This window comes from Streptomyces griseoflavus (genome assembly GCF_014649995.1).
Taxonomy (GTDB): Bacteria; Actinomycetota; Actinomycetes; order Streptomycetales; family Streptomycetaceae; genus Streptomyces; species Streptomyces griseoflavus.
In genome coordinates, this window is sequence record NZ_BMUC01000006.1 from 125,124 (window position 1) to 151,382 (window position 26,259).

At 74.4% G+C, this 26,259-nt stretch carries 26 protein-coding genes; 14 read left to right on the forward strand and 12 right to left on the reverse strand.

What is annotated here, in order from left to right:
- Positions 1-3 precede the first annotated feature (3 nt).
- Complete coding sequence (locus IE172_RS14995; protein WP_190097714.1) at positions 4-1,557, reverse strand: IucA/IucC family protein; 1,554 nt, start codon at positions 1,555-1,557, stop codon at positions 4-6.
- A gap of 109 nt (positions 1,558-1,666) precedes the next feature.
- Here IE172_RS14995 and IE172_RS15000 point away from each other — a divergent pair, with 109 nt between their 5' ends.
- From IE172_RS15000 to IE172_RS15010, 3 genes are read left to right on the forward strand one after another with little or no spacing between them, the layout of a single operon-like run.
- Positions 1,667-3,172: an IucA/IucC family protein gene (locus IE172_RS15000; RefSeq protein ID WP_190097715.1), complete on the forward strand. Its 1,506-nt coding sequence runs from the start codon at positions 1,667-1,669 to the stop codon at positions 3,170-3,172.
- A 45-nt stretch (positions 3,173-3,217) separates the two neighbouring features.
- A complete protein-coding gene (locus tag IE172_RS15005) occupies positions 3,218-4,489 on the forward strand; it encodes a VWA domain-containing protein (RefSeq protein WP_190097716.1) in 1,272 nt (423 codons plus the stop codon).
- Positions 4,489-5,295, forward strand: coding sequence for a hypothetical protein (locus IE172_RS15010; protein ID WP_190097717.1), 807 nt, complete (start codon positions 4,489-4,491; stop codon positions 5,293-5,295). Before IE172_RS15005 ends, IE172_RS15010 begins: the two co-directional genes overlap by 1 nt.
- A gap of 46 nt (positions 5,296-5,341) precedes the next feature.
- Here the strand turns inward: IE172_RS15010 and IE172_RS15015 are convergent, their stop codons facing one another.
- On the reverse strand, positions 5,342-5,977 hold the full coding sequence (locus IE172_RS15015) for a winged helix-turn-helix transcriptional regulator (protein ID WP_190097718.1): 636 nt from the start codon (positions 5,975-5,977) through the stop codon (positions 5,342-5,344).
- An 81-nt stretch (positions 5,978-6,058) separates the two neighbouring features.
- On the opposite strand from IE172_RS15015, the gene IE172_RS15020 reads away from it, so the two are divergent.
- The 6 genes from IE172_RS15020 to IE172_RS15045 all read left to right on the forward strand — a co-directional run bounded on the left by IE172_RS15020 (position 6,059) and on the right by IE172_RS15045 (position 10,831).
- Positions 6,059-7,267 (forward strand): pyridoxal phosphate-dependent aminotransferase, encoded by a 1,209-nt coding sequence (locus tag IE172_RS15020; RefSeq protein ID WP_190097719.1) that lies wholly within the window; start codon positions 6,059-6,061, stop codon positions 7,265-7,267.
- A gap of 46 nt (positions 7,268-7,313) precedes the next feature.
- Entirely contained in the window at positions 7,314-7,640 is a 327-nt protein-coding gene (locus IE172_RS15025; protein ID WP_190097720.1) for a hypothetical protein, read from the forward strand.
- Positions 7,641-7,816: 176 nt separating this feature from the next.
- On the forward strand, positions 7,817-8,446 hold the full coding sequence (locus IE172_RS15030; RefSeq protein WP_190097721.1) for a hypothetical protein: 630 nt from the start codon (positions 7,817-7,819) through the stop codon (positions 8,444-8,446).
- A gap of 65 nt (positions 8,447-8,511) precedes the next feature.
- The gene (locus IE172_RS15035) at positions 8,512-8,934 is read left to right on the forward strand and encodes an acyl-CoA thioesterase (protein ID WP_190097722.1); all 423 of its coding nucleotides are present in this window, start codon (positions 8,512-8,514) and stop codon (positions 8,932-8,934) included.
- Between the two features lie 240 nt (positions 8,935-9,174).
- Complete coding sequence (locus IE172_RS15040) at positions 9,175-10,059, forward strand: lysozyme (protein WP_190097723.1); 885 nt, start codon at positions 9,175-9,177, stop codon at positions 10,057-10,059.
- A gap of 112 nt (positions 10,060-10,171) precedes the next feature.
- Positions 10,172-10,831 (forward strand): peptidoglycan recognition protein family protein, encoded by a 660-nt coding sequence (locus IE172_RS15045; protein WP_190097724.1) that lies wholly within the window; start codon positions 10,172-10,174, stop codon positions 10,829-10,831.
- A gap of 47 nt (positions 10,832-10,878) precedes the next feature.
- Here the strand turns inward: IE172_RS15045 and IE172_RS15050 are convergent, their stop codons facing one another.
- The 8 genes from IE172_RS15050 to IE172_RS15085 all read right to left on the reverse strand — a co-directional run bounded on the left by IE172_RS15050 (position 10,879) and on the right by IE172_RS15085 (position 17,034).
- Entirely contained in the window at positions 10,879-12,093 is a 1,215-nt protein-coding gene (locus tag IE172_RS15050; RefSeq protein WP_190097725.1) for a glycosyltransferase, read from the reverse strand.
- Positions 12,090-12,890 (reverse strand): MerR family transcriptional regulator, encoded by an 801-nt coding sequence (locus IE172_RS15055; RefSeq protein ID WP_190097726.1) that lies wholly within the window; start codon positions 12,888-12,890, stop codon positions 12,090-12,092. The genes IE172_RS15050 and IE172_RS15055 overlap by 4 nt, the downstream gene beginning before the upstream one ends.
- Positions 12,891-13,020: 130 nt before the next feature.
- Positions 13,021-14,400 (reverse strand): 8-oxoguanine deaminase, encoded by a 1,380-nt coding sequence (locus tag IE172_RS15060; protein WP_190097727.1) that lies wholly within the window; start codon positions 14,398-14,400, stop codon positions 13,021-13,023.
- A gap of 39 nt (positions 14,401-14,439) precedes the next feature.
- A complete protein-coding gene (gene pucL / locus IE172_RS15065) occupies positions 14,440-15,351 on the reverse strand; it encodes a factor-independent urate hydroxylase (RefSeq protein ID WP_190097728.1) in 912 nt (303 codons plus the stop codon).
- Positions 15,352-15,357: 6 nt separating this feature from the next.
- On the reverse strand, positions 15,358-15,765 hold the full coding sequence (uraH, locus tag IE172_RS15070; RefSeq protein WP_190097729.1) for a hydroxyisourate hydrolase: 408 nt from the start codon (positions 15,763-15,765) through the stop codon (positions 15,358-15,360).
- A complete protein-coding gene (gene uraD, locus IE172_RS15075) occupies positions 15,762-16,286 on the reverse strand; it encodes a 2-oxo-4-hydroxy-4-carboxy-5-ureidoimidazoline decarboxylase (protein WP_190097730.1) in 525 nt (174 codons plus the stop codon). Before uraD ends, uraH begins: the two co-directional genes overlap by 4 nt.
- A 131-nt stretch (positions 16,287-16,417) precedes the next feature.
- A complete protein-coding gene (locus IE172_RS15080) occupies positions 16,418-16,786 on the reverse strand; it encodes a helix-turn-helix domain-containing protein (RefSeq protein WP_190097731.1) in 369 nt (122 codons plus the stop codon).
- Complete coding sequence (locus tag IE172_RS15085) at positions 16,783-17,034, reverse strand: YkoF family thiamine-binding protein (RefSeq protein ID WP_190097732.1); 252 nt, start codon at positions 17,032-17,034, stop codon at positions 16,783-16,785. Before IE172_RS15085 ends, IE172_RS15080 begins: the two co-directional genes overlap by 4 nt.
- 233 nt (positions 17,035-17,267) lie before the next feature.
- On the opposite strand from IE172_RS15085, the gene IE172_RS15090 reads away from it, so the two are divergent.
- The 4 genes from IE172_RS15090 to IE172_RS15105 all read left to right on the forward strand — a co-directional run bounded on the left by IE172_RS15090 (position 17,268) and on the right by IE172_RS15105 (position 19,723).
- A complete protein-coding gene (locus tag IE172_RS15090) occupies positions 17,268-17,504 on the forward strand; it encodes a hypothetical protein (RefSeq protein ID WP_190097733.1) in 237 nt (78 codons plus the stop codon).
- Between the two features lie 162 nt (positions 17,505-17,666).
- Entirely contained in the window at positions 17,667-18,359 is a 693-nt protein-coding gene (locus IE172_RS15095) for a TIGR04222 domain-containing membrane protein (RefSeq protein WP_190097734.1), read from the forward strand.
- Between the two features lie 100 nt (positions 18,360-18,459).
- Positions 18,460-19,131: a hypothetical protein gene (locus IE172_RS15100; RefSeq protein ID WP_190097735.1), complete on the forward strand. Its 672-nt coding sequence runs from the start codon at positions 18,460-18,462 to the stop codon at positions 19,129-19,131.
- Between the two features lie 43 nt (positions 19,132-19,174).
- Positions 19,175-19,723, forward strand: coding sequence for a GNAT family N-acetyltransferase (locus IE172_RS15105; protein ID WP_190097736.1), 549 nt, complete (start codon positions 19,175-19,177; stop codon positions 19,721-19,723).
- A gap of 46 nt (positions 19,724-19,769) precedes the next feature.
- On the opposite strand, the gene IE172_RS15110 is transcribed toward IE172_RS15105, so the two are convergent.
- A complete protein-coding gene (locus IE172_RS15110) occupies positions 19,770-21,443 on the reverse strand; it encodes an AMP-binding protein (protein WP_190097737.1) in 1,674 nt (557 codons plus the stop codon).
- A 337-nt stretch (positions 21,444-21,780) separates the two neighbouring features.
- Between IE172_RS15110 and IE172_RS15115 the strand changes: the two genes are divergently transcribed.
- On the forward strand, positions 21,781-24,591 hold the full coding sequence (locus tag IE172_RS15115) for an ATP-binding protein (RefSeq protein WP_190097738.1): 2,811 nt from the start codon (positions 21,781-21,783) through the stop codon (positions 24,589-24,591).
- Positions 24,592-24,993: 402 nt separating this feature from the next.
- On the opposite strand, the gene IE172_RS15120 is transcribed toward IE172_RS15115, so the two are convergent.
- Positions 24,994-26,112 (reverse strand): winged helix DNA-binding domain-containing protein, encoded by a 1,119-nt coding sequence (locus IE172_RS15120; RefSeq protein WP_190097739.1) that lies wholly within the window; start codon positions 26,110-26,112, stop codon positions 24,994-24,996.
- Positions 26,113-26,259: the final 147 nt, after the last annotated feature.

A 26,259-nucleotide genomic window follows, 5' to 3' on the forward strand; every position in this document is an offset into this window, starting at 1 on the left:
TCCTCACCCGGTCGCCAGCGGGCTGGGCAGCGGCCGGTAGCGGGCGGCGGCGCCGTCCGCCGCCGTCCAGCGCAGGAGGAGGTTGGTCTTGGCGGGGAGGGTCGGGGCACGGAGCAGGGCGGGGATCTCGGGGAGGTCGTGGCGGGCCAGTTCGCGGCGGACGGCGGGCCAGGGGTCGAGGCCGGGGTGGCGTTCGGCCAGGGCGGCGGCGATCTCCATGAGGTGGTTGACGACCAGGCAGTACACCAGGCGTTCCCAGCCGGCCGCCCGGGACACCGTGGGCAGCGAGGCCGTCCCGGAGGCCCCGCTCAGCAGCTTGACGCCCTCGGCGTCCCGGAACAGGGCCTGGACGGGCATGCCGTCCCGGCCGAAGGCGATCAGGGTGTTCTGCAGGTGGGCCTCCAGGACGACGCCGTGCTCGGCGAAGGCCGTCAGGGCCGGGGGCACCACACGGTCCAGATAGCTCTCCCACCAGTCCGCCGGACGGGCGGTGCCGGCGAGCGGGCTCCCGTCGAAGCCCTCGGCCAGCGCCGCCGCGAGGCAGGGGGTCGCGCCCGGCACGACATGGCCGCGCGGTCCGTCGCGGACGACGACGGCCAGTTGTTCGAAGGCGAAGTCCGCGGTGCGGTGGCCCCGGTCGCTCAGCCAGGCCGCGGCCGCCGGGCCGTCCGGCGCGGCGAAGGCGCGGCGCACGGCCGTGTCCGTCGCGCGCAGTCCGAGCAGGTCGTGGCGCCACAGCCGGCGGATGTCGTTGGTGATGCGCACATCGAGGCTGAACTTGAGGAACAGGTCGTCGCCGGGCGCGTACACCGTGCGGACCGCCGCCGTGGGCCACACCGGGAAGGGGGTCGTGCCCAGCCGGAGGAGGCGGCCGTCGGCGAAGGCGGGGGCGAGGGCGCGGGCGGCGAGGGCGAGCTGCCAGGGGTGCGCGGGCAGCAGGCGGTAGCCGGGCGGGGCGGCGCCCAGACGGTCGAGGGCGGCGGTGTCGCCGTCCTCCACCACCGTGTCCTCGCGCAGGGCCAGCAGCGTCAGCGGGAAACGGGCGTGGGCCTCGGGCGCGTACGGCAGCCAGCGGGCCGCGGGGCCGCCGCCCCTGGCCTTCGGGGCGGGGTGGTGGGGGTGGCCGGTGAGCAGGGACTGCTCGGAGCGCAGGTAGGGGTCGTCGGGCGGGGTGGCCCGCGCGCGGGCGTCCAGCAGCGCGGCCACCGCGTCCCGGCTGTCGAGCATCTCGGCGGGCAGTTCGTGGTTGGCCAGGCCGGTGTGCCGGCGCAGTTCCTCGGCGACGAGTTCGACCAGTTCCGGGTGGCCGACGCGGTGCCAGGCGCCCGCGGTGAACACCTCGGGGGCGGTGGGGCGGCGGGTGCCGTACACCCTCAGCAGCCGGTCCGTACCGGGGAGCCGGTACGTCCGCCGGGCGTCCGTGTCCCCGGCGGGCGCGGGCAGGGGCTCGGCCACTTCGCGCAGCAGGCAGTTCAGCAGCGGCACGGCCGCGTACGCGTCGGCGCGCCCGGCCGGTCCGGCGCGGCTCGCCGCGTGGTCGTCTGCGGGCGGAGGCATGAGGTCCACGCGTTCTGATTCCCTACGGTCTGTCCGGCGGAGACGATCAGTATGTCTGCCGCTGTCCCCCCGTCCGTCGCATTCCGGTACGTACCCGAGGAGACCGCCCGTGCACCGTCCCCCCACCGCCGAGGCCGAGGTCGCCGACGAGCTGGCCTCCGTACGGCCGGGTCTCCTGGCCGGGTACGCGGGAGAGCTCTCCGGCGCCCGCGCGGCCGTGCTGACCCGGCTGTGGCGCGGTCTGGCGCACGAGCCGCTGCCCTGGGTCACCCGTCGTGAACCGGGGAGCGAAGGGCTCACCCTGCGGCTGGCGGACGGGCGCCGGCTGCACGGGCCGCGGGCGGACCCGTACGCCACCGGCGCGCACGTCACGGCCGTGCGGCTGGACGAGGTGGCGTACGACGACCCGGCGCGGCTGATGGCGGACCTGGCCGTACCGCATTCGGCTCCGTTCGCGGCCGAACTCGGGCACAGCGTGGCGTCGTTGGCGCTGTCGCGGGCCGGGCGGGGCAGCGGTCCCCGGGAGTGGCCGGCGCGGGACTGGGAGTGGGAGCAGCGGGTGACCGACGGGCACCCGTTCCACCCCAACTGCCGTTCCCGGCCCGGCTTCTCGGTGGCGGAGCAGCTCGGCTACGGGCCCGAGCACCGGCCGGTGGTGGAGCTGGAGCTGATGCCGGTGCCGGCCGGTGAGTGCCTGGTGACGGGGGTGTGGCCGCGGTGGCTGCGGGAGGCGGGGCGGCTGCTCGTGCCGGTCCATCCCTGGCAGGCGGCCCATGTGCTGAAGCGGACGGGTGAGGGACGGCTCGCGGCGCATCCGCTGATGGCGCTGCGCACCCTGGCGCTGCCGGACGGGCCGCACGTCAAGACGGCGCTGAGCGCGCGGCTGACCTCCTCGGTGCGGGACATCTCGCTGGGTTCGGTCGCCGCGTCGGCGGTGCTGTCGGACTTCGGGGAGGCGGTGGCGGCGCGGACCGGCGGGCTGCTGCACATCACCCGCACGCTGGGCGCGGTGGCGGCCGGGTCGCCCGATCTCGCGGCGGTGCTGCGCGAGTCGCCGCGGGTGTACGCGGCGGACGGGGAGCGGGTCGTGCCGGTGGCGGCGCTGGCCACCACCGGACTGCCGCGCTCACCGGCCTGGCTGGGCCGCTTCACCGCGCTCGCGCTGGCCGTCGGGCTGCGGTTGCTGGAGCTGGGGGTGGCGTTGGAGGCGCACGGTCAGAACCTGCTCGTGGTGCTGTCGCAGGACGGGGACCCGGTGCGGCTGGTCTACCGCGATCTGGCCGACATGCGGGTGGGACCGGCGCGGCTGTCCCGGCACGGCGTCCCGCTCCCCGGGCTGCCCGCCCGCATGGTCACGGACGACGAACGCGTCCTGCGGCGCAAGCTGTTCGGTTCGCTGGTGGCGGGGGCGCTGGCGGGGACGGCGGGGTCGGGGACGGCGCTGCGGGCGGCGCTGGAGAGCGCGGTACGGGAACTGCCGCGCACCCCGGACCTGGCCGCGCTGACCGGTGAGCCGCTGCCGGCGAAGGCGCTGACGCTGATGCGGCTGTCGCCGCGCACTTCCGGCGACCAGTGGGCGGAACTGCCCAACCCCCTGCGGGACGACCGCCTGTGACACCCCGTTTTGGAGCGCGGCACCCCTGATCAATAGGATCCGCCGATGATCAGAAGAAAACGGCCGGTGGCAGGCGCCTGCGTCCTGCTCGCCGCACTGACGGCCGGGCTCGCCTTCCCGGCCGGGGCGGCCGCCGACGAACCCACGGGCCGGAACGCGCCCAAGGTCAATCTGCTCCTCGACGTGAGCGGCTCGATGCGGGCCAAGGACATCGACGGCCAGTCCCGGATGGCGGCGGCGAAGCAGGCGTTCAACGAGGTGCTGGACGCGACGCCGGAGGAGGTCGAACTGGGCATCCGCACGCTCGGCGCCGACTACGCCGGTGACGACCGCAAGGAGGGCTGCAAGGACACCGCGCAGCTCTACCCGGTCGGCCCGCTGAACCGCACCGAGGCCAAGACCGCGGTGGCCACGCTCGTGCCGACCGGCTGGACCCCCATCGGCCCGGCGCTGCTGAAGGCGGCCGACGACCTCGGGGACGGCGACGGCTCCAAGCGCATCGTTCTGATCAGCGACGGCGAGGACACCTGCGCCCCGCTCGACCCGTGCGAGGTGGCCCGGGAGATCGCGGCCAAGGGCATCGGACTGACCATCGACACCCTGGGCCTGGTGCCGAACGCCAAGCTCAGCCGGCAGCTCAGCTGCATCGCGGAGGCGACCGGCGGCACCTACGCCTCGGTCGAGCACCAGGACGAACTCACCGACCGGGTCAACGAACTGGTGGACCGGGCGGCCGAGCCCGTGGTGACCCCGGTGGCCGTGCGGGGCGCCGACTCGTGCGCGAAGGCGCCCACGGTGGAGTCCGGCCTCTACACCGACCGCGAGGAGTTCGGACAGCAGCGCTGGTACCGCGTGGAACTGCTCGCCGGGCAGGAGCTGCGGACCTCGGTGAGCGTGGCGGCGGACCGTGCGGTGCGTCCCGACTACGGCGTGCTGCTGCGGGCCCTCACGGTGCACGGCCGGGAGATCGTCCGCGGTGAGGCCGCGGGCAACGGCCGTACGGACGTCCTCTCCACCGGTCTGCGGTACCCGAAGCCCGAGCGGGACGACGACAGCGGCAAGCCGGCCGCCGAGGTGGTGTGCCTGGCGGTGACCCACTCCTTCTCGGCCGGCTCCGGGGTGAAGACCACCCCCGGTCTTCCGCTGGAACTGACCGTCGACGTCGTGGACGGCCCGGACGGCGCGAGCGACGTGGCGTCCTTCGGTCTCGGCCGGGGCTGGTGGCTGCTCGGCGCACTGGTCGTGACCGGTTTCGTCGCCGGCCTGCTCTGGGGCTGGCTGTCCCGCTGGCGGTTCGCTGTCTGGAGGACCCACTGATGCGTGCTCTACGTGTCCTGGGCGCGGCCCTGCTGACGCTCGGACTGGCCGCGGCCCCCGCGGCGGCGGACTCACCTTCCCCGAAGGCGGCCGAGGAGAGCGGCGGACCCACCCGCGCGGGCACCTCGTTCCGCACCGCGACGGAGGTCGAGCAGGGGCAGACCGCCACCGCGCGCGCCTCCACGGGCGACTACCTGTACTGGTCGTTCCCCGCGGACGCCGGACAGCGCCCCACGGTGCGGGCGACGGTGAAGCTGCCGGAGAGCCACGCGGCCGAGACCTGGCAGGTCGACGTGTACGACGGTCTGCGCCGCCGCCAGGCCTGCCAGTACGGGGCGCAGACCCGCACCGCGGGCACCGACGCGCCCTCGGTGGAGCTGGAGTGCGTGCTGCGCACGGTCCGCGCCTGGTCGGAGCCGTGGGCCGACGACCCGCTGCCGGGCACGTACTACGTGCGGCTCACCGCGCTCAGGCTGTCGGCGTCCGATCTGGGGCAGCCGGTCTCCGCCGAACTGCGGGTGGAGTCCAAGGACATGGGCGGCGCGGCGGCGGTGGACGGCACCCTGTCCGAGCCGCTGGTGCCGGGCATCGCGGCCCGTGCCGAGCAGGACCTGGCGGAGGACGACGACTCGCCCACCGCGGTCCTGGCCGGCCTGGAACCGGACGACGGCTGGACCTCCGGCTGGTGGTCCGACCGCTGGATCTGGACCGCCGCGGGCGGTGCGCTGGCCGCCCTCGCGGGGGTCGCCGGCTACCGCCTGACGAGGGGTTCCGGGCGTCCGCCCGGAGTACCGCCGACACTGTGACCCACTCCCGGAAGGCCCGCTCCGCGCGGGCCTTCCGCCTTTCCCCTCACCTCTCCCGCAGTTCCCTGGCCAGCGGGGTCCCGCCCGCCACCTCCACCCGCCCGGCGCGGACCGCGTCGGCCAGGGTCAGTTCGCCGCGGCTGATCGCCGTGCAGGTGGCGGTGTCCAGGGACAGCCGGGCGTCGGGTTCCCCCGGGGCCGGGCCGTCGCCGTAGACGGGTCCCGCACCTTCGCCGGAACCGGCACGCAGGTGGAACACGCCCTCGTCGAGACGGACTTCGACGAGTCCCGTCCCGCCCTCCAGGGCCCGCAGCAGGGGCAGGGCGAACCAGTGGGCGCGTACCGCGTCCGTGGGGCGCCGCCCGCCCAGTTCCGGCTCGCCCCAGGCGCCCAGGGCCTGCAGGACGGGCAGCAACCCGGCTCCACGCCCGGTGAGTTCGTAGACGTAGGCCGCGCCGGGCGGGGGGAGCCGGCGGCGGGTGGTGAGGCCGTCGCGCTCCATGTCCTTCAGCCGCGAGGCCAGCACGTCCGTGCTGACGCCCGGCAGGTCCGCGTGCAGGTCGGTGTAGCGCCGCGGGCCGGCGAGGAGTTCGCGGACGATCAGCAGGGTCCAGCGGTCGCCGACGGTGTCGAGCGCACGCGCGGCGGAACAGTACTGGTCGTAGCTTCGGCGTGGTGACATGCGACGCAGTCTAGACATGTTGTTGGACTTTCCAAGCTCTCACTTGGTAAAACCAAGCAACACCAGAATCCGGAGGGGCGCATGGAGTTCCGGCAGTCGAGCAAGCTCAGCGAGGTCTGTTACGAGATCCGCGGTCCGGTGATCGAGCACGCCAACGCGCTGGAGGAGGCGGGGCACAGCGTGCTGCGCCTGAACACCGGCAATCCGGCCCTGTTCGGCTTCGAGGCGCCGGAGGAGATCCTCCAGGACATGATCCGCATGCTCCCCCGGGCGCACGGCTACACGGACTCGCGCGGTGTCCTCTCCGCCCGCCGCGCGGTCGCCCAGCGCTACCAGACACTGGGCCTGGAGGTCGACGTGGACGACGTCTTCCTCGGCAACGGCGTCTCCGAGCTGGTCTCGATGGCCGTGCAGGCCCTGCTGGAGGACGGCGACGAAATCCTCATCCCCGCACCGGACTTCCCCCTCTGGACGGCGGTGACCACCCTCTCCGGCGGCAAGGCGGTCCACTACCTCTGCGACGAGCGGGCCGACTGGTACCCCGACCTGGACGACATGGCCGCGAAGATCACCGACCGCACCAAGGCCGTGGTCATCATCAACCCCAACAACCCCACGGGCGCGGTCTACCCGAAGGAGATCGTCGAGGGCATCCTCGACCTCGCGCGCCGCCACGGCCTGATGGTGCTGGCCGACGAGATCTACGACCAGATCCTCTACGACGACGCCGTGCACCACTCGGCCGCGGCTCTCGCCCCCGACCTGGTCGTCCTCACCTTCTGCGGCCTGTCCAAGACCTACCGGGTGGCGGGCTTCCGCTCCGGCTGGCTGGTGGTCACCGGCCCGAAGCAGCACGCCAGGGACTACCTCGAGGGCCTGACCATGCTGGCGTCCATGCGACTGTGCGCCAACGCGCCCGCCCAGTACGCCATCCAGGCCGCCCTCGGCGGGCGGCAGTCGATCCGCGAACTGACCGCGCCGGGCGGCAGGCTGCGCGAACAGCGCGACATCGCCTGGGAGAAGCTGAACGAGATCCCCGGCGTGAGCTGCGTGAAGCCGAAGGGCGCCCTGTACGCGTTCGCGCGCCTGGACCCGAAGGTGCACCGGATCCACGACGACGAGAGGTTCGTCCTCGACCTGCTGCTCCGCGAGAAGATCCAGGTCGTCCAGGGCACCGGCTTCAACTGGCCCTCCCCCGACCACTTCCGCGTCCTCACCCTCCCCCACGCGGACGTCCTGGAGACGGCGATCGGCCGCATCGGGCGGTTCCTGGGCGGATACCGGCAGTGAGACGTCGGAGGGAACCGCCGAGACGATGATCGCGTCGGATCAGATCATGAGGGAACACAGAACCGGCTGCTTCGGGCTGCTCCTGGCGGCCGCGGGCGCCATCACGGCGGTGCTCGTCTGGGCGCCGAAGGCACGGGTCAGCGTCCACGGCGGGTTCGAGGGCATGCACCGGGACCTGAGCGTCCTCTACGTCGACCTCCCCCTCATCGCCGCCGGCGGCGCGCTCGTCCCGCTCGCCGCCTGGCTGCTCGGCCTGCGGGCGCTGCGCCGCCCCTGGCTCGCGGCCGTGATCGCGGCGGGCACCTTCGCACTCGCCGTCTGGGGCCTGCTCAGCTGGTGGACGCCCTACCAGCGACCCGAGTTCATGGGCTGACGACACCGCTCGCCAGGCCGGTCGGCCGACGAGCCGAAACCGCCGTCACCCGACGCGGGTCGTGGGATCATCCGAGCTCAGGCCCGCACGCCTCGAAAGCACTGAACCGCATCGCCAAACCGCTGGAGCGAGATGAGTCCCCTCCCCACGCACCTGCCGGACGCCCCGGGACGCCGGTGACCCGGCCGCCCACCGCCGCGCAGCGTCGTCTCATCGAGGCCGCCGATCCTGTGACCGGGCGGCTGAAGGGTCCGGAGGCGCAGCTTGCCGCGCTGGTGAAGCGAGGGCTGGCGTTCCGGCACGCGAGGCCGCCGCACGACCACTTCCTGACTCCCGCGGGGCACCGCGTCCGGGAGGCGGAGCCCGGGCCCGAGCGGGTGGAGCAGCCCGCCGCGACCGGCGGGTTCGCCGCGCGGGTGGGCGGTGAGGAGGCGGCGCCCGGAGACGGCCCCGCCCGGCTGCGGGAGGTGCGCGGCGCCTGGCAGGGCATGCTGGAGCTGCGCCGGATGACCAACCCCGACGGTGCGACGGACCGGCCCTGCGGCTGGGAACGCTCGCACCTGGTGCGGGCCGCCGCGCTCGCCCTGGAAGCCGCCGGACACCGCGCGGCCGGCGCCGACCCCGGGGACGGCGGTTACCGCGTGCGGGCGACGCCGCAGCCGGAGGCGGTCGCCGTGTACGAGCCGGACGGCGAGGCGCTGCGGGCCTGCGCGGCCACCCTGGAGGAGGCGGGCTGGCAGGCCGGTGAGTACACGGAGCCGAGGACGCGGGCGCGCTATCTGCTGGCCTCGCCGCGCCGCGTCTGAGGCGCGTGCCAGGATCGGTGGGTCGGGCAGGCGATCGAACAGGCATGAAGAAGGGGACAGCCGCGATGAGCGAGCCGTTTTCCGTCCGGGTGACCGTGCGCGGGTACGAGACCGATGTGCAGGGCCACCTCAACCAGGCCGTGTACCTCAACTACGCGGAGCACGCGCGCTGGTCGCTGCTCCAGGCCGCGGGCATCACCCAGTCCGGCCTGCTCTCCCGGGGCGTGGGGCCGGTCGCCCTGGAGACCACCATCCGCTACAAACGGGAACTGCTGGCCGGTGACGAGGCCGACGTGAGCTGCGCCTTCCTCTGGAGCGGCGGCAAGGTGTTCACCATCGAGCAGACGATCACCAAGGCCGACGGCACCGTGGCCGCCGAGCTCACGGGTGTCGGCGGGCTGATGGACCTGAAGCAGCGCAAGCTCCTGCCGCGTCCGCAGGACGTGTTCCGGGACCTGGCGAAGGACCCGGCCCTGTTCGGGCTGTAGCGGGGGTTTCACTCCCTGAAAGTTTCCGCCGTCCGGATCCCAAGTTTCCTGGCCATCCGCTCCTACAGTGGACCAGACCACCAGAGAGGGCCGAAGGCTCTTTACACGCCAGGAATCTACGTGCGTAACTAATGACGCGCGCACGTCAAAGACACGTCTCGCAGTACGGATCTGCCCAGGTGGCAGCGGCCGACGTCACCTCCTTCGCTCATCCCCACATGTGCCCCAGGAGGCAGCCCCATGTTCTCTCTCCCCCGCCCCTCGACCGGCACCCGCAGACGCACCGTCACGGCGCTCGGCGTCCTCGGTGCCGCCCTCGCCCTGACGGCCACCACCGCCGGCGGCGCGAGTGCCGCTCCCCGGCCCGACCGGGACCGCGTCGCCATCGAACCCGGCGAGGCGTACATGGGCGCGGGCACCCGCGTCCACGAGGGCGTCCCCGCCGGCGAGCCGTCGATGGGCGTGCTCGCCCCGACCGACGGCGTCCAGGGCATCGACGTCTCCCACTGGCAGGGCGCCATCAACTGGACGTCGGTACGCGGCTCCGGCATCCAGTTCGCCTGGATGAAGGCGACCGAGGGCACCGGCTACAAGGACCCGCGCTTCAACACCAACTACCCCGCCGCCCACGCCGCCGGCGTGATCCGCGGCGCGTACCACTTCGCCCTGCCCAACGCCTCCAGCGGCGCGACCCAGGCGAACTACTTCGCCACCAACGGCGGCGGCTGGTCGCGCGACAACCTGACCCTGCCCGGCGTGCTGGACATCGAGCACAACCCGTACGGCGCCATGTGCTACGGCCTGTCCACCACGCAGATGCGCACCTGGATCAACGACTTCTACACCGCCTACAAGGCGCGCACCAGCCGTGACGTCGTCATCTACACGACGGCGAGCTGGTGGAACACCTGCACCGGCAACTGGACCGGCATGTCCGCCAAGAGCCCGTTGTGGGTGGCGCACTGGACCTCGGCCTCCGCCCCGACCCTCCCCAGCGGCTTCCCCACCTGGACGGTCTGGCAGTACACCAGCACCGGTTCGGTGGCCGGCGTCGCCGGCAACGTGGACCGCAACAAGTTCAACGGCTCCCGCGACCGGCTCCTGGCGCTCGCCAACAACACCTGACGGCGCCGGTCCCGTCCCGCACGCGATCACGCGGGGGAGCCGGCGGCGGTCCGCCGTCCGCTCCCCCGCGCCCCGCTTCCCCCCACCCTCTCCCCTCCGACGAGGAGCGACCGTGCACCCCGAGAACGCCTCACGACGCCGCCTGTTGATCGCCGGCGCGGCCGGCCTGGCCGCCGCCACCGCCCTGCCGGGCCTCGCGCAGGCGCGGGAGACCGGCGCCGTCGAGCCGGACATCGACTCCACCGCGGCCTGGGGCGCCCGTGCCCCCCGCGGCACGATCAGCCTCCTGCAGTACCGGCCGAGCCGGATCGTCGTCCACCACACGGTGAGCACCAACTCCGCCGACTTCTCCCGCGCCCAGGCGCACGCGCACGCCCACTGGGTGCAGGACCTGCATCTGGACAAGAACCGCTGGGTGGACACCGGGTACCACTTCCTGGTCAGCCGGGGCGGCTGGATCACCGAGGGCCGCCACGGCAGCCTCCAGGCACTGACCGGAGGCCGGAACTTCGTCCTCGGCTCCCACACCTCCGGGCAGAACGACTACGCCGTCGGGATCGCGTGCGAGGGCGCCTACCACGACGGCGCGGTACCGCCCACCGCCCAGTGGGACGTCCTGGTGGCCCTGTGCGCGTACACGTGCGACCGGTACGGCATCCCCTCCACGCAGCTCTACGGCCACAAGGACTACGGCGCGACCCTGTGCCCCGGCGTCTACCACGACATGCTGCCCCGGCTGCGGCAGGAAGTGGCCGCGGCCCGGGCGGCGTAGGGGGGCCACCGGTCGCGCGGCCGGAGTGCGGCGGGGGCCCTCGGGCGTCATCCGCCGGACAGTTCCCCGACGGCCTTCAGGACGTGGCCCGCTCCGTCCTCGGCCGCCATGTGCCGTGCCGCCGTCGCGGCGGCCCGCGCGTACGTCTGCCGCCGCACCGCACGGTCGAGGGCGTCGGCGAGCCGTTCGGCGGTGAGCGACCGGAACGGGATCGGCCCGGTCGCGGCGCCGAGGGCGGCGACTCGTCCCGCCCAGAACGGCTGGTCGGCGGTGACCGGCACGGGGACCGCCGGCACCCCGGCGCGCAGCGCGGCCGCGGTGGTGCCGGCTCCGGCGTGGTGGACCACGGCGGCCAGGCGCGGGAACAGCAGGGCGTGCGGTACGTCCCCGACGGTGAGGACGTCGTCGCCGTCGGCGTCGAGTCCGGCGCTCCCGGTCTGGAGGATGCCGCGCAGTCCCGCGCCGCGCAGGGCGCGCACCGCGATGTCGCTCAGCCGTTCCCCGTGGCCGGCCGCCATGCTGCCGAAGCCGATGAGGACGGGCGGGGGGCCGGCGCTCAGGAAGTCCTCCACTCGCCCGGGGAGCCGTTCGGCCGCCCCGTGGTGGGGCCACCAGGTGCCCGCCACCCGCAGACCGGGGCGCCAGTCGGAGGGGCGGGGCACCAGGGCGGTGCTGAAGCCGTGCAGGACGGGCCAGTCCGCCCGCTCCTGGCGCCGGCGCGTCCGGGCGGCGGAGAGGGAAGGCAGGCCGAGGCGCCGGCGCAGCCGTGCGACCGCCTGTTCGTAGAGGCGGTCGGTCATGCGCAGGGCGAAGCGTCCGGCCAGCCGGTTGGGCAGACGGCCCAGTGAGCGTGCGCCCGTGACGACGGGCGGGAAGTCCCCGGTGGGCGCGGTGGGCTGGAGGTACACCCCGAGGCTCGGAGTGCCCGTGGCCTCGGCCAGATGCCAGCCGAGCGGGGCCGTGGTGGCCGACAGCAGGAGCAGGTCGGTGCCCTCGGCCATCGCGTCGGCGAATCCCTGGCCCAGCTCGTCGATGAACGCGGCGGCGCTGCGCATCAGTTCACGCCTGCCGGTGACGGCGCCGCGCCCGCGCGGGTCGGCGGGCAGGGAGCGGAAGGCCGGCCCGGCGTCGCGTACCAGGGACGCGAAGGCGTCCGTGGTGGCCAGCGTGACGTCGTGTCCGGCCCGGCCCAGTGCGGCTCCCAGGCCCGTGTAGGGCGCGACGTCACCGCGCGATCCGGCCGCGGCGATCAGGATCCTCATGGCGTCTCCCCGACATCGGTACGGTCGTCCGTGCGGCGGGCGGCGTTGGCGTGGACCGCCTCGCACAGGTAGGCGGCCAGGCCCGGGCGCTGCTGCGAGGCCGGTACGACCAGGGCGAAGGCGCGCGGGTCGGCGGCGAAGTCGTCCGCGATGCGCCGGTGCATGTCGGACGGGCAGGCGGTGAACCAGCGTGAGATGTGCAGGCGGTGCTCCTCGGCGAGGTCCATGGCCCGTTCGCCGTCGCTCGGCTCCCCCTGGTCGAAGGCGGTGAGCAGCTCCGCACGCCAGGCGGCGGCCTCACCCATGAGGCGGCGCCAGTCCTCCTTGGTGTGGGCGTCCGCGCGCTCCATAGCCTCCCGCTGCCCTGCCGAACGCGCCCACTTCAGCTCCGCCTCGGTGGCGTAGCTCAGGTCGAAGGTGATCTCGCCGAACACCTCGAAGCGCTCCTGCGGAGTCATCGGCACCCCGGTCCGCTGCACCTCGATCGCCCGCTGCGCCACCTCGGACAGCCGCCGCAGCCGGGTGATCTCCTCCTCCAGCTGCCGCTGCCGGGTCCGCAGGTACTCCAGGGCGTTCGCCTGCGGGTCCTTGAAGATGCCGGCGATGTCGTCGAGGGAGAAGCCCAGTTCCCGGTAGAAGAGGATCTGCTGCAGGCGCACCAGGTCGGCGTCGCCGTAGAGCCGGTAGCCGGCCGGACTGCGCTCGCCGGGCGAGAGCAGCCCCGCCTTGTCGTAGTGGTGCAGCGTCCGCACCGTCACCCCGGCGAAGGCCGCCACCTGGCCAACGGAATAACTCACCCACCCGCCCCTTTCGTCGCTCAGCAGTCTCGAGCCTGACGTAAGGGGAGGGTCAAACCGCGGTCGCCCGGTCCGCCGGCCGCACCGGCGGTCCGGGAGCCGTCCCTCCCGGCGGGAGACTCCGGGGCGCTCAGCCCTGTGCGGTGATCCGGGCCAGCCGCCGCGCCTCGGCACGGGTGGAGCGGGCGATCTCGTCCTCGTCGGCGGTGAGCAGGCGGCCGTTCTCCACGATCTGCCGGCCGCCGACGAACGACGCGGTGACCGGGGCCGCCGCGCCGAGGACCAGCGCGGTCACCGGGTCGGCGATGGAGGCGTGCGCGAGGGTGTCCATCCGCCACAGCACCAGGTCGGCGAGCTTGCCCGGCTCCAGGGAGCCGGTCTCCCCCGCGCGGCCCAGCACGCGGGCCCCGCCGTGGGTGCCCAGGCGCAGCGCCTGGCGGGCGGTCAGGGCGGCCTCGCGGTGGGCGCCCAGACGGTTGACGAGGAGGGCGTTGCGCAGCTCGGTGTGGAGTTCGCCGGACTCGTTGGAGGCGGTGCCGTCCACGCCGAGACCGACGGGGACCCCGGCCGCGAGCAGGTCGGGGACGCGGGCGATGCCCGCGGCGAGGCGGGCGTTGGAGGAAGGACAGTGGGCGACGCCGGTCCCGGTGCGGGCGAAGGCGGCGATGTCGGAGTCGTTCATGTGGACGCAGTGCGCCATCCACACGTCCTCGCCGAGCCAGCCGGTGGACTCGAAGTAGTCGGTCGGGCCCATGCCGAACCGTTCGTGGCAGAACTTCTCCTCCTCCACGGTCTCCGAGCCGTGGGTGTGCAGGCGCACGCCGAGCCGACGGGCCAGCTCCGCTCCGTGGCGCATCAGTCCGGTGGAGACGGAGAAGGGGGAGCAGGGGGCGACGGCGACCTGGGTCATGGCGTCGAAGGAGGCGTCGTGGTGGCGCCGTACGGTCTCCTCGGTGGCGGCGAGGGCGTCGTCGGGGCTCTCGACGGCGAAGTCCGGGGGCAGGCCGCCGTCCTTCTCGCCGCGGTCCATGGAGCCTCGGGCGAGGGTGAAGCGGACGCCCAGGTCGCGGGCGGCGGTGATGATCGCGCCGGACAGGTCGCCGGAGCCGCGGGGGAAGACGTAGTGGTGGTCCATGGCGGTGGTGACGCCGCCGCGGGCCATCATGGCGAGCGAGCCCCGGGCGGCGGCGCGCACCATCGGCTCGTCGATGCGCGCCCAGGTCGGGTAGAGGGCGACGAGCCAGTCGAACAGGTTGTGGTCGGTGGCCAGGCCCCGGGTGATCCACTGGTAGAAGTGGTGGTGGGTGTTGACCAGGCCGGGGGTCGCCAGGTGCCCGGTGGCGTCGATCCGCCGTGCGACGTCGTGGAGTCCCTCGGGGGCCCGGCCCGCGCCGAGCGATTCGATGCGGTTGCCGGCGAGGACGAGGTGACCGGACGCGTACTCGGTGTCGTCGCCGTCGACGGTCGCGATCGCGCAGTTCTCGATGACGATGCGCCGGTCTGCTGCCATGGTCCGTCCTTCTCGCTGTCGCTGCCGATGGGGGTGCGGTCAGAAGCTGGTGAGGTCCACCGGGATGCGCGCCTCGCAGCCGTCCCGCAGGACGGTGCCCTCGATCAGGCCGTAGGGCCGGTCGGCGGCGAAGTAGACGGCTCCGTCGGCGGTGTCGTTCTCCAGCCCGAACGGCTCCAGGTCGACCAGGAAGTGGTGGCTGTTGGGGAGGGAGAAGCGGATCTCGTCTATCTCGTCGCGGTGGTCGATGACGCGCGCGCCCATCCGGTGGAGCGTCTGCTGGAGCGAGAGGGAGTAGGTCTCGGCGAAGGCCTCCAGCATGTGCCGTGCGACCTGGCGGTAGGAGTCGTCCCAGTCGGGCATCGGCTGGTCGTCATCGGTCCAGTGGAAACGCCAGCGGCCGGAGACCGAGGTGGCGAGGACGCGGTCGTGGGCCTCCTCCAGTGTCGTGTACCTGTCCTTCACGAAGCCCCGGAACTCGGAGTCGGTGGAGTTCAGCACCGTGAGGTCCTTCAGTCCGGAGACGACCTCCCACCGCTCGCCGTCGTAGGTGATCTGCGCCGTGCGGGTCTCCCGGCCCGCGCGGACGAAGGAGTGTCCCGCCCTGCCGGCGTCGGAGACCGCGATGCGCTCCCAGGCGTACTCCTCGACGCGGACGCGGGCCCGGTGGATGGCGTCCTGCGAGGTGACGAAGTGGCGGGCGAGGTGGATGCCGAACTGCTCGGCCGACTCGACGCCGTGCTCCTTGGCGAAGGCGAACACGGTGTTCTTGGTGGTGTCGGTGGGCAGGACGTTGGCGTTCGATCCGGAGTAGTGGGCCTCCTCCATGTCGCCGGAGAGGGCGACGGAGACGTTCAGGTCCTTGATGTGGTGGGTGGCGCCGTCCCGGGTGATCTTGACGACGCGGGTCTCGGCCTTGCCGTACTGGTTCTGTCCCAGGATCGTGGGCATGGTGTGCTAGCTCCCTCGGTAGACGGAGTAGCCGAACGGGCTGAGCAGCAGCGGTACGTGGTAGTGCTCCCCCGGGACGACGGCGAACGTGACCGTCACCTCCGGGAAGAACGCTCCGGTGCCGCTGCCCCGGTCCGCGGGGGCGTCCTGCCGCGCCTCGGCCCGTCTCTCGGCGTCCTGCTCCTCGGCGTACGGCTCCACGGCGAAGTCGAGCCGTACGTGGGTGGTGCCCTGCGGCGGGGCCGGCAGGTCGGCGCACCGCCCGTCCGCGTCGGTGCGGGAGCCGCCGAGCGGCTGCCAGCCGGCCTCCCGGCCGGGACGGGCGGAGAGGCGGACGGCGACGCCCGCGGCGGGGCGGCCGGTGCTGGTGTCCAGGATGTGCGTGGACACGGAGGCGGTGGTGTCGGTGTTCATGTGCGTCGGTCCTCCGCGACGTCGACGAGGCGGGCCAGCCGGATGCGGTTGATCTTCCCCAGTTCGCGGCGGACGATCTCGCGCTCCCGGTCCGGCGGGTTGCCGAGGCGTTCGCGGACGGCGTCGCGCATCTGCTCGCCGGTCCGGCCGGTGGCGCAGATGAGGAACACGTGGCCGAACCTCTCCCGGTAGGCGAGGTCGAGTTCGAGCATCTCGGCCCTGAGGCCGTCCGGGGCGCCGGCCATCGCGCTCTGCTCGCGTGCGGAGACCGGGTCGCCTGGCCGGGGGCGGCCGATCGGCGGGTGTCCCGCCATCGCCTCGTGCAGGTCCGCCGCGGTCAGGTCGGCCGTGGCGGTGTCACTGGCGGCGTACAGGTCGTCGGCGGTGGCGAAGGGGCGGGCGGCGAGCAGCCGGCGGGCCCAGGCACCGGCGGCGCACACCTCGTGGAGCGCGGCGAGCGCCGCGGGCTCCGCCAGGGCGTTGAACCGGGCCAGACCGGGTGGCGGGGGTGTCGACGTCACGGGAGCCTCCGTGGCCGCGAACGGCCTGACGCTGCGAACGGGCGTGCCGACAGTGAACGCCGTCCCGCACCGCGCGTCAACAGTTTGTTGAACATTGTGGGCGGGGAGGGGCACCCCCGTCACCGGGAGGGTCAGACGCCCTTCTCGCGGTTCAGGTAGTTGTAGACGGTGAAACGGCTGACTCCGAGCGCGCTCGCCACGGTCTCCACGCCGTGCCGCACGGCGAAGGCTCCGCGCGCCTCCAGACCGCGCACGATCTCCTGCTTGGCCCTGCGGTCCAGGTCCGCCAGCGGCACGCCCCTGCGGCGTTCGAGGGCCGCGAGGATGTGGTCGAGGGAGTCCCCGAGCTGCGGCAGCCGGACGGCGACGGCGGCGGCGCCCTCCCAGGAGAGCACGACGTCGTCGGTCCCCGCCTCGTCCGGCGGGAGCATCTCGCCGCCCATGGCGTCCACCAGCGGCTTCACCGCCGCGATGAAGGCGTCCTCGCCGGCACCGGTCACCGGTCCTCCTCCTCGACCACGTTGATCTGGAGGGAGACGCGGGTGGCGCCGGCCGCCAGGCTCCGGCGCAGCAGCGCGTCCACGGCGGTGAGCACGGCGTCGGCGGCGCCCTCGCCGGTGTTGCCGAACGGACCGACGTCCACCGCGTCCAGTTCGGCGGCCTCGATCACCTGCCGGGCCACCACGGCGTGCGCGGGCGCCTCGTCGAGGTCGAAGGGTTCGGTCGTGAACTCCACTCTCAGTCGCACGGGGCCCAACCTAGCCGCTGCGGCGCGGGCGGGGGAGCCACGCTCCCCCGCCCGGGAGCCGCGCTCCCCCGCCGACGGCCGCTCCCGGACGCGGGCCGGCTTCCGGACCCGGGCCGGCTTCCGGACGCACGCCGGCTCCGGACCCGGGCCGGCGGCCGGACGCGGACGGTCCCGCGCCCGGGCGCCCTCGGCCTCCGGGTGCGGATCCGCGCGCGGCGCAGCAGCCTGGGGGCATGGCAGAACCAACCGAGCACCCCCACATCGTGGTGCACTCCCCCGCGCTGGACGGCTCCCGGCGGGTGACCTCGGGCGAGGAGACGCTGGGGCTCGCCACGCACGCCGACGACGTGGGCGAGATCCTCCGGCTGGCCGACCTGTACGTCACCGACGTCGAGGAGACCGACCTCATCGAGTGGCAGGGCGGCGGCCCCGACGACTGGCCCGGCCTGTCGGAACACCACGAGCCGTGAGCGCCGCTACGGCATCGGCCGTAGCCCGGCTACGGAAGCCTCAAATGAACCTCTGAAGACGGCCCCGGCAGGCTTCGGCCGTCCCCGGCGGCGGGCACACTCCTCCCACACGGGGCCCGCCGCACGGGGGTGGCGGGCCCCGGTCGGAGGGGGTGTGCCGCCATGGCCGACACCGGGCGCGTCCGGGGGACGCCGCACGAGATCGCCCTGCTGGCCGGCGGCCCGCGCGCCGCGGTCACCGTCGCCGTCGTCGCCCTGCACCTGCGGGGCGCCGTCGAGGCGGGCGCGCCCGGCACGGTCCACGCGGTCGACGGCGAGGCGGGGCGCGCCCTGCCGCCGCTCCCGGCGCCGGAGGGCGAGCCCGGGGACCTCACGGGCGCGATGCGGGCGGCGTACCTGGAGAGCGCCGTGTACCACGGTCTGCAAGAGCCGTCCGGGATACGGGACCTGGTCCGGGACCTGGACGTCCGGTGGGCGCTGGCCGAGCTGCGCGTCGGGCTCGCCGAGGCGGGCATGCTGCGCTACCCGCTGCTGGGGTCCACCCGGGCGGCCCGGCGCCGGACACAGGTGCTGCGCAAGGCGTTCCCGCTGCCGGCCGTCCGGCGCGACCTGCCGGACGACCGGCGGCTCCTCGCCGTGGCCCTGCACGGCGAGGACGCGCTGCGGCTGCTCGTGCCCCGCTTCGCCCTCCGGGCGGGACTGACCGAGCGGGTGAGCCTCAGGGGCAAGCGCCTGCTCCGCCACTCACCCCGCGGTGACGCCTACGGCAGCGCCGGGCACCTCTACTGCGGCGGTGGCTCCGGCGAGGGGTGCGGGGGCGGCGGCGGCTGCGGAGGAGGCGGCGGCTCGGACTGAGACCGCAGTGCGCGCGGTGCGGGGAGAAGGGGCAACCACCGGACAGAGGGGGGCCCGGCGGAGGACGATGGGCAGCGCCTCGAGAACACGGGAGTGGGCCATGCCCGAGAGCGTGCCGGTGCGCTGTCCCGCCTGTCGGCGCGCGCACCGTTTCACGACACCGTCGTACCCCTGCGCGTGCGGCGCGCCCGTCGCCCCGCCGCTGGATCCCGGCGGGGTGCCCCGCACCGTCGACCACCGCTCCTGGCGGGAGGAATGGATCACCCTGCGCTGCGGCTGCTGCGGTCTGCGCGGTGAGTGGCCCCGGCCGGAGCTGGGCTGCCCCTGCGGCACGGTGCTGCGCATCCCGGTGGCGGGCCCCGGGTCCGCGGTCCCCGCCGGCCGGTCCGGGCGTGCCGCCTCCCGCCCGGTGCCGGTCCGCACCGCCCGGGACGCGGTCACGGCCGCCGTGCGGTATCTGCGCCGTCTGGGCCACGAGGACATCCGGCGCGCGGACCGGCGGCCCCCGTCCGGCATCGCCCTGGCCGGCCGGGGCGTCCTCGCCCGGGTCGGCCCGTCGGACCGGCCGGTGACCGCGCGGGACGTGGAGTGCCTGTGGCTGACGGCGATGACGGAGTCGTCGGCGTGCCTGTACTTCTCCCTCACCGGGTACACCGGACAGGCCCGGTCCCGCGCCGACACGCTGCGCGTCCCGCTGTTCCTGCTCGACCTCACCGGCGACCCGCGGCCGGTGAACGGCCCCGCCGACACGCTGGACGCCGACGGGGCGTGAAAACTCCGGAGACGGCAGGCACCCGGCGCCCGATACTCGACGGATGCGCATCCGCCCCGCCACCCCCGAAGACCTCCCCGTCCTCCAGGACATCGAACGGGCGGCCGGCGCCCCGTTCCGGGCCCTCGGCATGCCGGACGTCGCCGACGACGCGCCGCCCGCCCTGGAGGAACTGGAACGCTACCGGCGGGCACGGCGCTGCTGGGTCGCGGACGAGGACGGGCACGAGGGCCGCCCCGTGGCCTATCTGATCGCCGAACCGGTGGACGGCGCCCTGCACATCGAGCAGGTCTCCGTCCACCCGGCCGCGGCCCGCCGGGGCGTCGGCCGCGCCCTGCTCGCCCGTGCCGCGGGCCGGGCGCGCGCCGAGGGGCTGACCGCGCTGACGCTGACCACGTTCGCCGGGGTCCCGTGGAACGCCCCGTACTACGCGCGTCTCGGCTTCCGCACCCTCACCGAGGCCGAACTTACCCCGGGGCTGCGGCGGATCCGCGCCGAGGAGGCCGCGCACGGCCTCGACCGGTGGCCGCGCGTGTGCATGCGCGCCGACGTCCCGCGCGCCGGCGGGACCTTCGCGGGACCACCGGAATGACGACCCGGCCCGCGCCGGGGCCTCCCCCGGCCCGACGGGCGTGCGGTCACCGGAAGTCCTCCTCGCGGTACTCGCCGGCGGAGCCGGCCGCCGTGGCCTCGCGCAGGGCGATGCGCCGGATCTTGCCGGAGACGGTCTTGGGCAGCTCACCGAACTCCAGCCGGCGGATCCGCTTGTAGGGGGCGAGCACCTTACGGGAGTGCTCGAAGAGCACCTTCGCGGTGTCCGGGCCCGGCTCCCAGCCCTCCGCGAGCACGACGTACGCCTTGGGCACGGCCAGCCGCAGCTCGTCCGGCGCGGGCACGACCGCCGCCTCGGCGACCGCCGCGTGCTCCAGCAGGGCGCTCTCCAGCTCGAAGGGGCTGATCTTGTAGTCACTCGCCTTGAAGACGTCGTCGCTCCGCCCGACGTACGTCAGGTACCCGTCCTCGTCCCGCGCGCCGATGTCGCCCGTGCGGTAGTAGCCGCCCGCCATCACCTCCGCCGTCCGCTCCGGGTCCCCGTGGTAGCCGGTCATCAGGCCCACCGGGCGGTCGGAGAGGTCGAGGGCGATCTCGCCCTCGGCGGCGCCGGGCGCGCCGGAGACCGGGTCGAGGAGTTCGACGCGGTAGCCGGGGCTCGGGCGGCCCATGGAGCCGGTCTTGAGGACCTGGCCGGGGCTGTTGGACACCTGCACGGCGGTCTCGGTCTGCCCGAAGCCGTCCCGGACGGTGACGCCCCAGGCGCGCCTGACCTGCTCGATCACCTCGGGGTTGAGCGGCTCGCCGGCGGCGACGACCTCGCGGGGCGGGGTGCGCAGCCGGCCGAGGTCGGCCTGGACGAGCATGCGCCACACGGTCGGCGGGGCGCAGAAGGTGGTGACGCCCGCCTTGTCCATCTCCGCCATCAGACGGGGCGCGTCGAAGCGGGTGTAGTTGTGCAGGAAGACGGTCGCCTCGGCGTTCCACGGGGCGAAGAGGTTCGACCAGGCGTGCTTGGCCCAGCCCGGCGAGGAGATGTTGAGGTGCACGTCCCCGGGCCGCAGCCCGATCCAGTACATGGTCGCCAGGTGCCCGACCGGGTACGAGGTGTGGGTGTGCTCGACCAGCTTGGGCCGGGCGGTGGTGCCGGAGGTGAAGTACAGCATCAGGGGGTCGTCGGCGAGGGTCGGCCCGTCGGGCGCGAACCGCTCGGCGGCGGCGTGGGTGTCGGCGTACGGCAGCCAGCTCCCGCCGGCTCCCTCCCCGACCGCGACCCGGGTGTAGTCACCGGGCACCTCGTCGAACTTCGTGGTGTCCGCGGCGCGCGCGATGACGTGGGCCACGCGGCCCCGGTCGACACGGTCGCGCAGATCGGCGGGGCCGAGCAGCGGGGTGGCCGGGATGACGACGGCGCGCAGCTTCATCGCGGCGAGGGCCGTCTCCCACAGTTCCGCCTGGTTGCCGAGCATGACCAGCACCCGGTCCCCGGCGGCCACCCCCCGCTCCCGCAGCCAGCCGGCGACCTGGTCGGAGCGGCGGGAGAGCGCGGCGAAGGACAGCCGGGTCTCGTCGCCGTTCTCCTCGACGAGGTGCAGGGCGGTGCGGTCGCTGCCGTCCGCGATCACGTCGAACCAGTCGAGCGCCCAGTTGAAGCGGTCGGGCCGGGGCCAGACGAAGTCACGGTAGGCGGTGGCGTAGTCCTCGCGGTGTTCCAGCAGGAAATCCCGGGCCCTGCGGAACATGTCCGTCCCCGTTGTCATGTCTCCTCCTTGTACCGGACCATGGCCGGGCGGCTCGTGGTCATCGTGCAATCCGTGACGCAGGTCTCACTACCCCGAACGAGGAGTGTGCGTCGCACAGGAGCCGTGGTGAAGGGGCGGAGCAGGCGAACGCCGACCCGGAAGCGGTGGTCGCGGCCCGGCGGGCGGGGTGGTTGCCCTAGATTTACGGCGATGACCCGAACCGGGCATTACCACTGGTACATGTTTGGATTTATCGTTGCCGCGCCCGCTGTAATTTGCCTCACTACACCGTCCGTCCGGAATTGAGGAGCCTGTTGCCTAATATTGGCCAGGACACGCCACACGGAGGGGAGCGGTGACCGTGCGACGGGACTTCAAGGAGTCTGCCAGGTACCGCCCCGACCTGGTCATCGGCAGGGAGGAGCTGTTCTCCGACGCGCGGGAGCAGCTCGCCCGGGGCGGCAGCGTGCTGCTCCACGGGCCCGCCGGAATAGGAAAATCGACCGTGCTGCGGGCACTGGCGGCGGAAAACGCCGGGGCGGCGCGCACGGTGTTGCGCTGCTCGGCCACGGAGTCCGAATCACATCTTCCGTTCCTGGCGCTGGCCGACCTGTTCGGCCTGGTCCTCGACGAGGTGGCCCCCCGGCTGCCCGCCGCCCAGCGCACCGCCCTGGAGTCGGCGCTCACCGGACGCGGCGAGTCCACGCTCCAGCGGGACGGGCTCGCGCTGCGGCTCGCGGTGCTGTCCACGCTGCGCGCGCTGGCCGCCGAGGGGCCGGTACTGGTCGTCGCCGACGACCAGCAGTGGCTGGATCCGGCCAGCGCCGAGCTGCTCGGCTTCGCCGCCCGCCGGCTGGGCGACAGCCCGGTCCGGATGCTGTGCGCGGTGCGCACGGACGGCGAGGAGTACGACCGTCATCTGCGCGCCTGCCCGCCGGACACGCTCGCGGTGCGGCTGGGCCCGTTCTCCCGCACGCAGGTGTCCGCGCTGCTGGACCACCGCGGCTACACCGGCCTGTCCCGTTCCACGGTCCGTGACATCCACCGCACCAGTGCCGGCAATCCGCTGTTCGCGCTGGAGCTGGGCCGCGCCCTCGCGGAGAGTCCCGCCCGGCCCCGCCCGGGCGAGCCGCTGCCGGTGCCGACGTCGCTGCGGGCGCTGGTGCTGAGCCGGCTGGAGATGCTGTCGGACGAGGCGCGCCGCACCCTGCTCGTGGCGAGCGCGGGCGCCCGCCCCACGCTGGCGCTGCTGCACGCGGCCGGCCGGGACAACGCCGAGGCCGAGACGGCGCAGGCCGCCGCCCTGGGACTGCTGGCGACGGACCCGGAGGAACCGGCCGTACGGTTCGCGCATCCGCTGATCTCGGCCGCGCTGTACGCGGAGGCGCCGGCGCGGGAGCGGCGGGCCGTGCACACGGCGCTGTCCACGGCGGCGTCCGATCCCATCGAGCGGGCCCGCCATCTGGCGCTGGCCGCCACCGGCGCCGACCCGGAGGTGGCGGCCCGGCTCGCGGAGGCCGCCGCGCTGGCCCGGGACCGGGGCGCGCCGTCGGTCGCCGCCTCGCTCGGGCTGCTCGCCGCCCGGCACACCCCGGCCGACGTCGAGCCGGGACCGGACGAGCGGCGGCTCCAGGCCGCCGAGGACGCGATCACCGCGGGCGAGGCCGACCTGGCCCGGGACATAGCCCGGGAGGTGCTGACCCGGGCGACGGTGCCGGCGGAGCGGGTGCGGGCCTGGATGGTGGTCATCGAGGCGGCCGGGCAGGCGCTGGGCGAGGTCGACGCCGTCTTCCCGCAGGTGCTGGCCGACGCCGGCGACGACCCCCGGCTGCTGGCGCTGGTCCACTACCAGCTGGCCTGGCGGGAGGTGGTGGTGGACGGCGACTTCGCCAAGTCCCGCGAGGAGGCCGCCCACGCCGCGGAGCTGGCCGCCCGGGGCGGGGACCGGCGCACCGAACTGATGGCGCTCGCCTTCCAGTCGTCCACCGAGACGCTGATGGGCCACCCCGACGCTCCCCGGACGATCCAGCGGGCGCTCCAGGAACCGCAGGACCCCGATGTGGCCTCCCACCACAACGGCGCGGCGATGGCGAGGTTCCGCTGGCTGCTGATGAGCGACCAGCTGCCCGAGGCGCGTACGGCCATCACCGCGCTGCTGCGGGAGGCGCGGCGGCGCGGCATGGTCGAGAGCGAGGTGCACTTCTCGCGGCTGCTCGCCGACACCGAACTGCGCTTCGGGCACTGCGGGCGCGCCCTCGACGTGGCCGGGGAGAGCCTGCGGCTGGCCCGCGACTCCGGCATCGGGGAGAGCGCGTCGGCCATGCTCGCCTCCCTCGCGGAGGCGTCGGGCGGTGACGTGGACCGGGCACTGGCGCTGGCCCGCGAGTCCGCGGACCACGCCGAGGTGGACGGCGACCAGTTGTACCTCTCGCTGGCCCTGGCCGCCCTGGGTTACGCCCAGTTGGTGGCCGGGGACGCGCAGGCCGCCGTGCGGTCGCTGCGCCGGGTGCGGGAGCTGGAGCACGCCATGGGCATCAACGACCCCGCGCGGGGCCGCTGGCAGGGCGACCTGGCCGAGGCGCTGGTGCGGATCGGTGAGCCCGGCGAGGCCCAGGAGCTCATCAACCGCACCCGGGTGCACGCGGTGCGGCTGAACCGGGCGAGCGTGCTGGCCGTGCTGGACCGGGCGGAGGCCCTGGTGCGCGCCGCGCGCGGGGAACACCAGGCGGCCCTGGCCCAGTTGTCGTCGGCGCAGGACCGGCTCGCCCAGCTCGGGTACGGCCTGGAGGAGGCCCGTGCCGCGTTCGCGCTGGCCCGGCTGCGCTCCCGGAACCCGGGACCGGGCGGGTACGAAGAGGCGGCCCGGCTGTTCCGGCGCTGCCGCGCGCTGCCGTGGCTGCGCCAGGTGGACAAGGCCGTCGCCGCGGGTCCCGCGGAGGCGGAGCCCGTGCCGGCGGCCACGCCGGCCGTGCTGGACGGGCTCGCCTCGATGGAACGCCAGGTCGCCGCGCTGGTGATGGAGGGCGCCACCAACCGGGAGATCGCCGGCCGCCTGTTCATCAGCGTGAAGACGGTGGAGGCGACGCTCACCCGCGTGTACCGCAAGCTGGGCATACGGTCGCGGGTGGACATCGTCCGGCTGGCGGCGGGCCGCCACACGACGTGAGCCCGCCCCCCGGAGGAAGGGACCGAGGGTTTTCCCTGCCCCGGTCCGCCTAGGGGGTTCCCTCATTGGGACGGCCGCGCCCCGGTCGTAGCGTGAACGCCGTGCCGCCCGCCGGGCACACGGAGGCCGGAGCCCCCGGGCTCGACCTCCGACCCGCGCGACCCCCCACCGGCAACCCCGTGAGGAGACCCCATGTCAGGGCTCACCCGCGCACCACAGGCCGCCACCGCCGCCGGCCTCTTCGCCCCGCTGCCCGCCTACGGGGCTTCCTCCTCCGCGTCACCGCGTCCGGACCGCCGGACGGGCGTTCCCACGAGTTCCTGAGTACCCCTCAGGCAGCAGGCCAGGGGGCGTTGCGGGCTTCCACGAGCAGCCCGCAACGCCCCCTATCCACGGCCGGGTTCAGCCACGGACCGTCCCGAAGCGGATGTCGTACGCCGTGTCCGGGTGCATCACCCGCAGCATCCGCTCCCCCTCCGCCGTGACCTTTTCCCGGCGTGCCCTGCCGAGCGGGGCGAACTCCTCGATGACGAGGGCTTGTCCGTCCAGCCGCCACAGTCCCGCCAGGAACCCGTCGACGAGGAGCGTGCGGTGGGCGACGTTGCCGTTCCAGCTGCGGCCCCGGTACTCGGGCGGTACGACGCGGGTGCGGTCGGCGTGGGAGAGGAGCAGGTTGTCGAACTCGGGCAGGAAGCGGGGCGGGGCCGGGGTGTCCGGGTCGGGGCGGGGTGCGTCGGGGAGGTCGAAGAGCTCGGTGCCGCCCTCGTCCCGGAAGGTGACGAGCCGGGGACGCAGCCGTTCGAAGGCGTCGCGCAGCCGGGTCAGTCCGGCCCAGGTCTGCATGTCCTTCACGGAGGCCGGTCCGAAGGCGGCGAGGTAGCGCAGCACCGTCGCGTCGGGCGTCGCGGGGGCCGGTTCGGCGGGGCGGCCCAGCCAGTGCTCGGCGGTGGTGAGCACGACCTGCCCGCCCCGTCCCCACAGGCCGCGCGGGGTGATCTGGACGAGGGGCAGCTTGCAGCGGGCGGCGAGGGCGAGGGCCTGCGGGTCGGCGTCGGGCCACTCGGCCGACAGGGCCTCCCGCAGCTGCCCCATCGTGCGCGGCTCGGTCTCGACGAGCTCCCGGGCGAGGGCGGCGAGCCGGTCCAGGTCGACGCCGGTGAGGCCCGCGCGGAACTGGTTGATCTCGCGGTCGCGGGCGGGCTGCACGAGCGGCCGCAGGGTGAGGCAGTCGCGGACGGTGTGGGTGTGGATCGTCGAACGCAGGGTGACGATGCGGACGACCTCGCGGTCGGCCATCGGCCGGGACAGCGCCTCGGGGGTGAACCCGTCGAGGCGGGCGGCGAGCGCGTAGTAGGGCGGCTTGACGTTCTGCGCCTGGAGGCCCAGCAGATGGCCGACCGCGTCCACGGGGGACATCGGCGAGCGGCGCAGCAGCAGCTGCCGCTCGAGCGTGGCCCGGTTGAGGGCCCGCGCACCGAGCACCGCGGCCGACGGGGTGACGCTCCGCTTCGTCTTCGTCATACCGGCACGCTAGCGGGGATCGCGGTCAGCTCCTGTCCGCGATGGCGCCGCCCGCTCACATTCGGGACATCCCGCGGACGGGAGTAACACCGCGGCGACCGGACGGCGCTGTCCTCTACGGGCCCGTACGGCCGTCCTGGACATCGC

Bases quoted from the DNA above. Each gene is read 5' to 3' on its own strand.
- IE172_RS15090 (WP_190097733.1), top strand. From the start codon at position 17,268: ATGGCAGAACCAACCGAGCACCCCCACATCGTGGTGCACTCCCCCGCG.
- IE172_RS14995 (WP_190097714.1), bottom strand. From the start codon at position 1,557: ATGCCTCCGCCCGCAGACGACCACGCGGCGAGCCGCGCCGGACCGGCC.
- uraH (WP_190097729.1), bottom strand. From the start codon at position 15,765: ATGAACACCGACACCACCGCCTCCGTGTCCACGCACATCCTGGACACC.
- IE172_RS15060 (WP_190097727.1), bottom strand. From the start codon at position 14,400: ATGGCAGCAGACCGGCGCATCGTCATCGAGAACTGCGCGATCGCGACC.
- IE172_RS15025 (WP_190097720.1), top strand. From the start codon at position 7,314: ATGAGGGAACACAGAACCGGCTGCTTCGGGCTGCTCCTGGCGGCCGCG.
- IE172_RS15110 (WP_190097737.1), bottom strand. From the start codon at position 21,443: ATGACAACGGGGACGGACATGTTCCGCAGGGCCCGGGATTTCCTGCTG.
- pucL (WP_190097728.1), bottom strand. From the start codon at position 15,351: ATGCCCACGATCCTGGGACAGAACCAGTACGGCAAGGCCGAGACCCGC.
- IE172_RS15095 (WP_190097734.1), top strand. From the start codon at position 17,667: ATGGCCGACACCGGGCGCGTCCGGGGGACGCCGCACGAGATCGCCCTG.
- IE172_RS15100 (WP_190097735.1), top strand. From the start codon at position 18,460: ATGCCCGAGAGCGTGCCGGTGCGCTGTCCCGCCTGTCGGCGCGCGCAC.
- IE172_RS15035 (WP_190097722.1), top strand. From the start codon at position 8,512: ATGAGCGAGCCGTTTTCCGTCCGGGTGACCGTGCGCGGGTACGAGACC.
- IE172_RS15120 (WP_190097739.1), bottom strand. From the start codon at position 26,112: ATGACGAAGACGAAGCGGAGCGTCACCCCGTCGGCCGCGGTGCTCGGT.
- IE172_RS15050 (WP_190097725.1), bottom strand. From the start codon at position 12,093: ATGAGGATCCTGATCGCCGCGGCCGGATCGCGCGGTGACGTCGCGCCC.
- IE172_RS15040 (WP_190097723.1), top strand. From the start codon at position 9,175: ATGTTCTCTCTCCCCCGCCCCTCGACCGGCACCCGCAGACGCACCGTC.
- IE172_RS15005 (WP_190097716.1), top strand. From the start codon at position 3,218: ATGATCAGAAGAAAACGGCCGGTGGCAGGCGCCTGCGTCCTGCTCGCC.
- IE172_RS15010 (WP_190097717.1), top strand. From the start codon at position 4,489: ATGCGTGCTCTACGTGTCCTGGGCGCGGCCCTGCTGACGCTCGGACTG.
- IE172_RS15105 (WP_190097736.1), top strand. From the start codon at position 19,175: ATGCGCATCCGCCCCGCCACCCCCGAAGACCTCCCCGTCCTCCAGGAC.
- IE172_RS15015 (WP_190097718.1), bottom strand. From the start codon at position 5,977: ATGTCACCACGCCGAAGCTACGACCAGTACTGTTCCGCCGCGCGTGCG.
- IE172_RS15020 (WP_190097719.1), top strand. From the start codon at position 6,059: ATGGAGTTCCGGCAGTCGAGCAAGCTCAGCGAGGTCTGTTACGAGATC.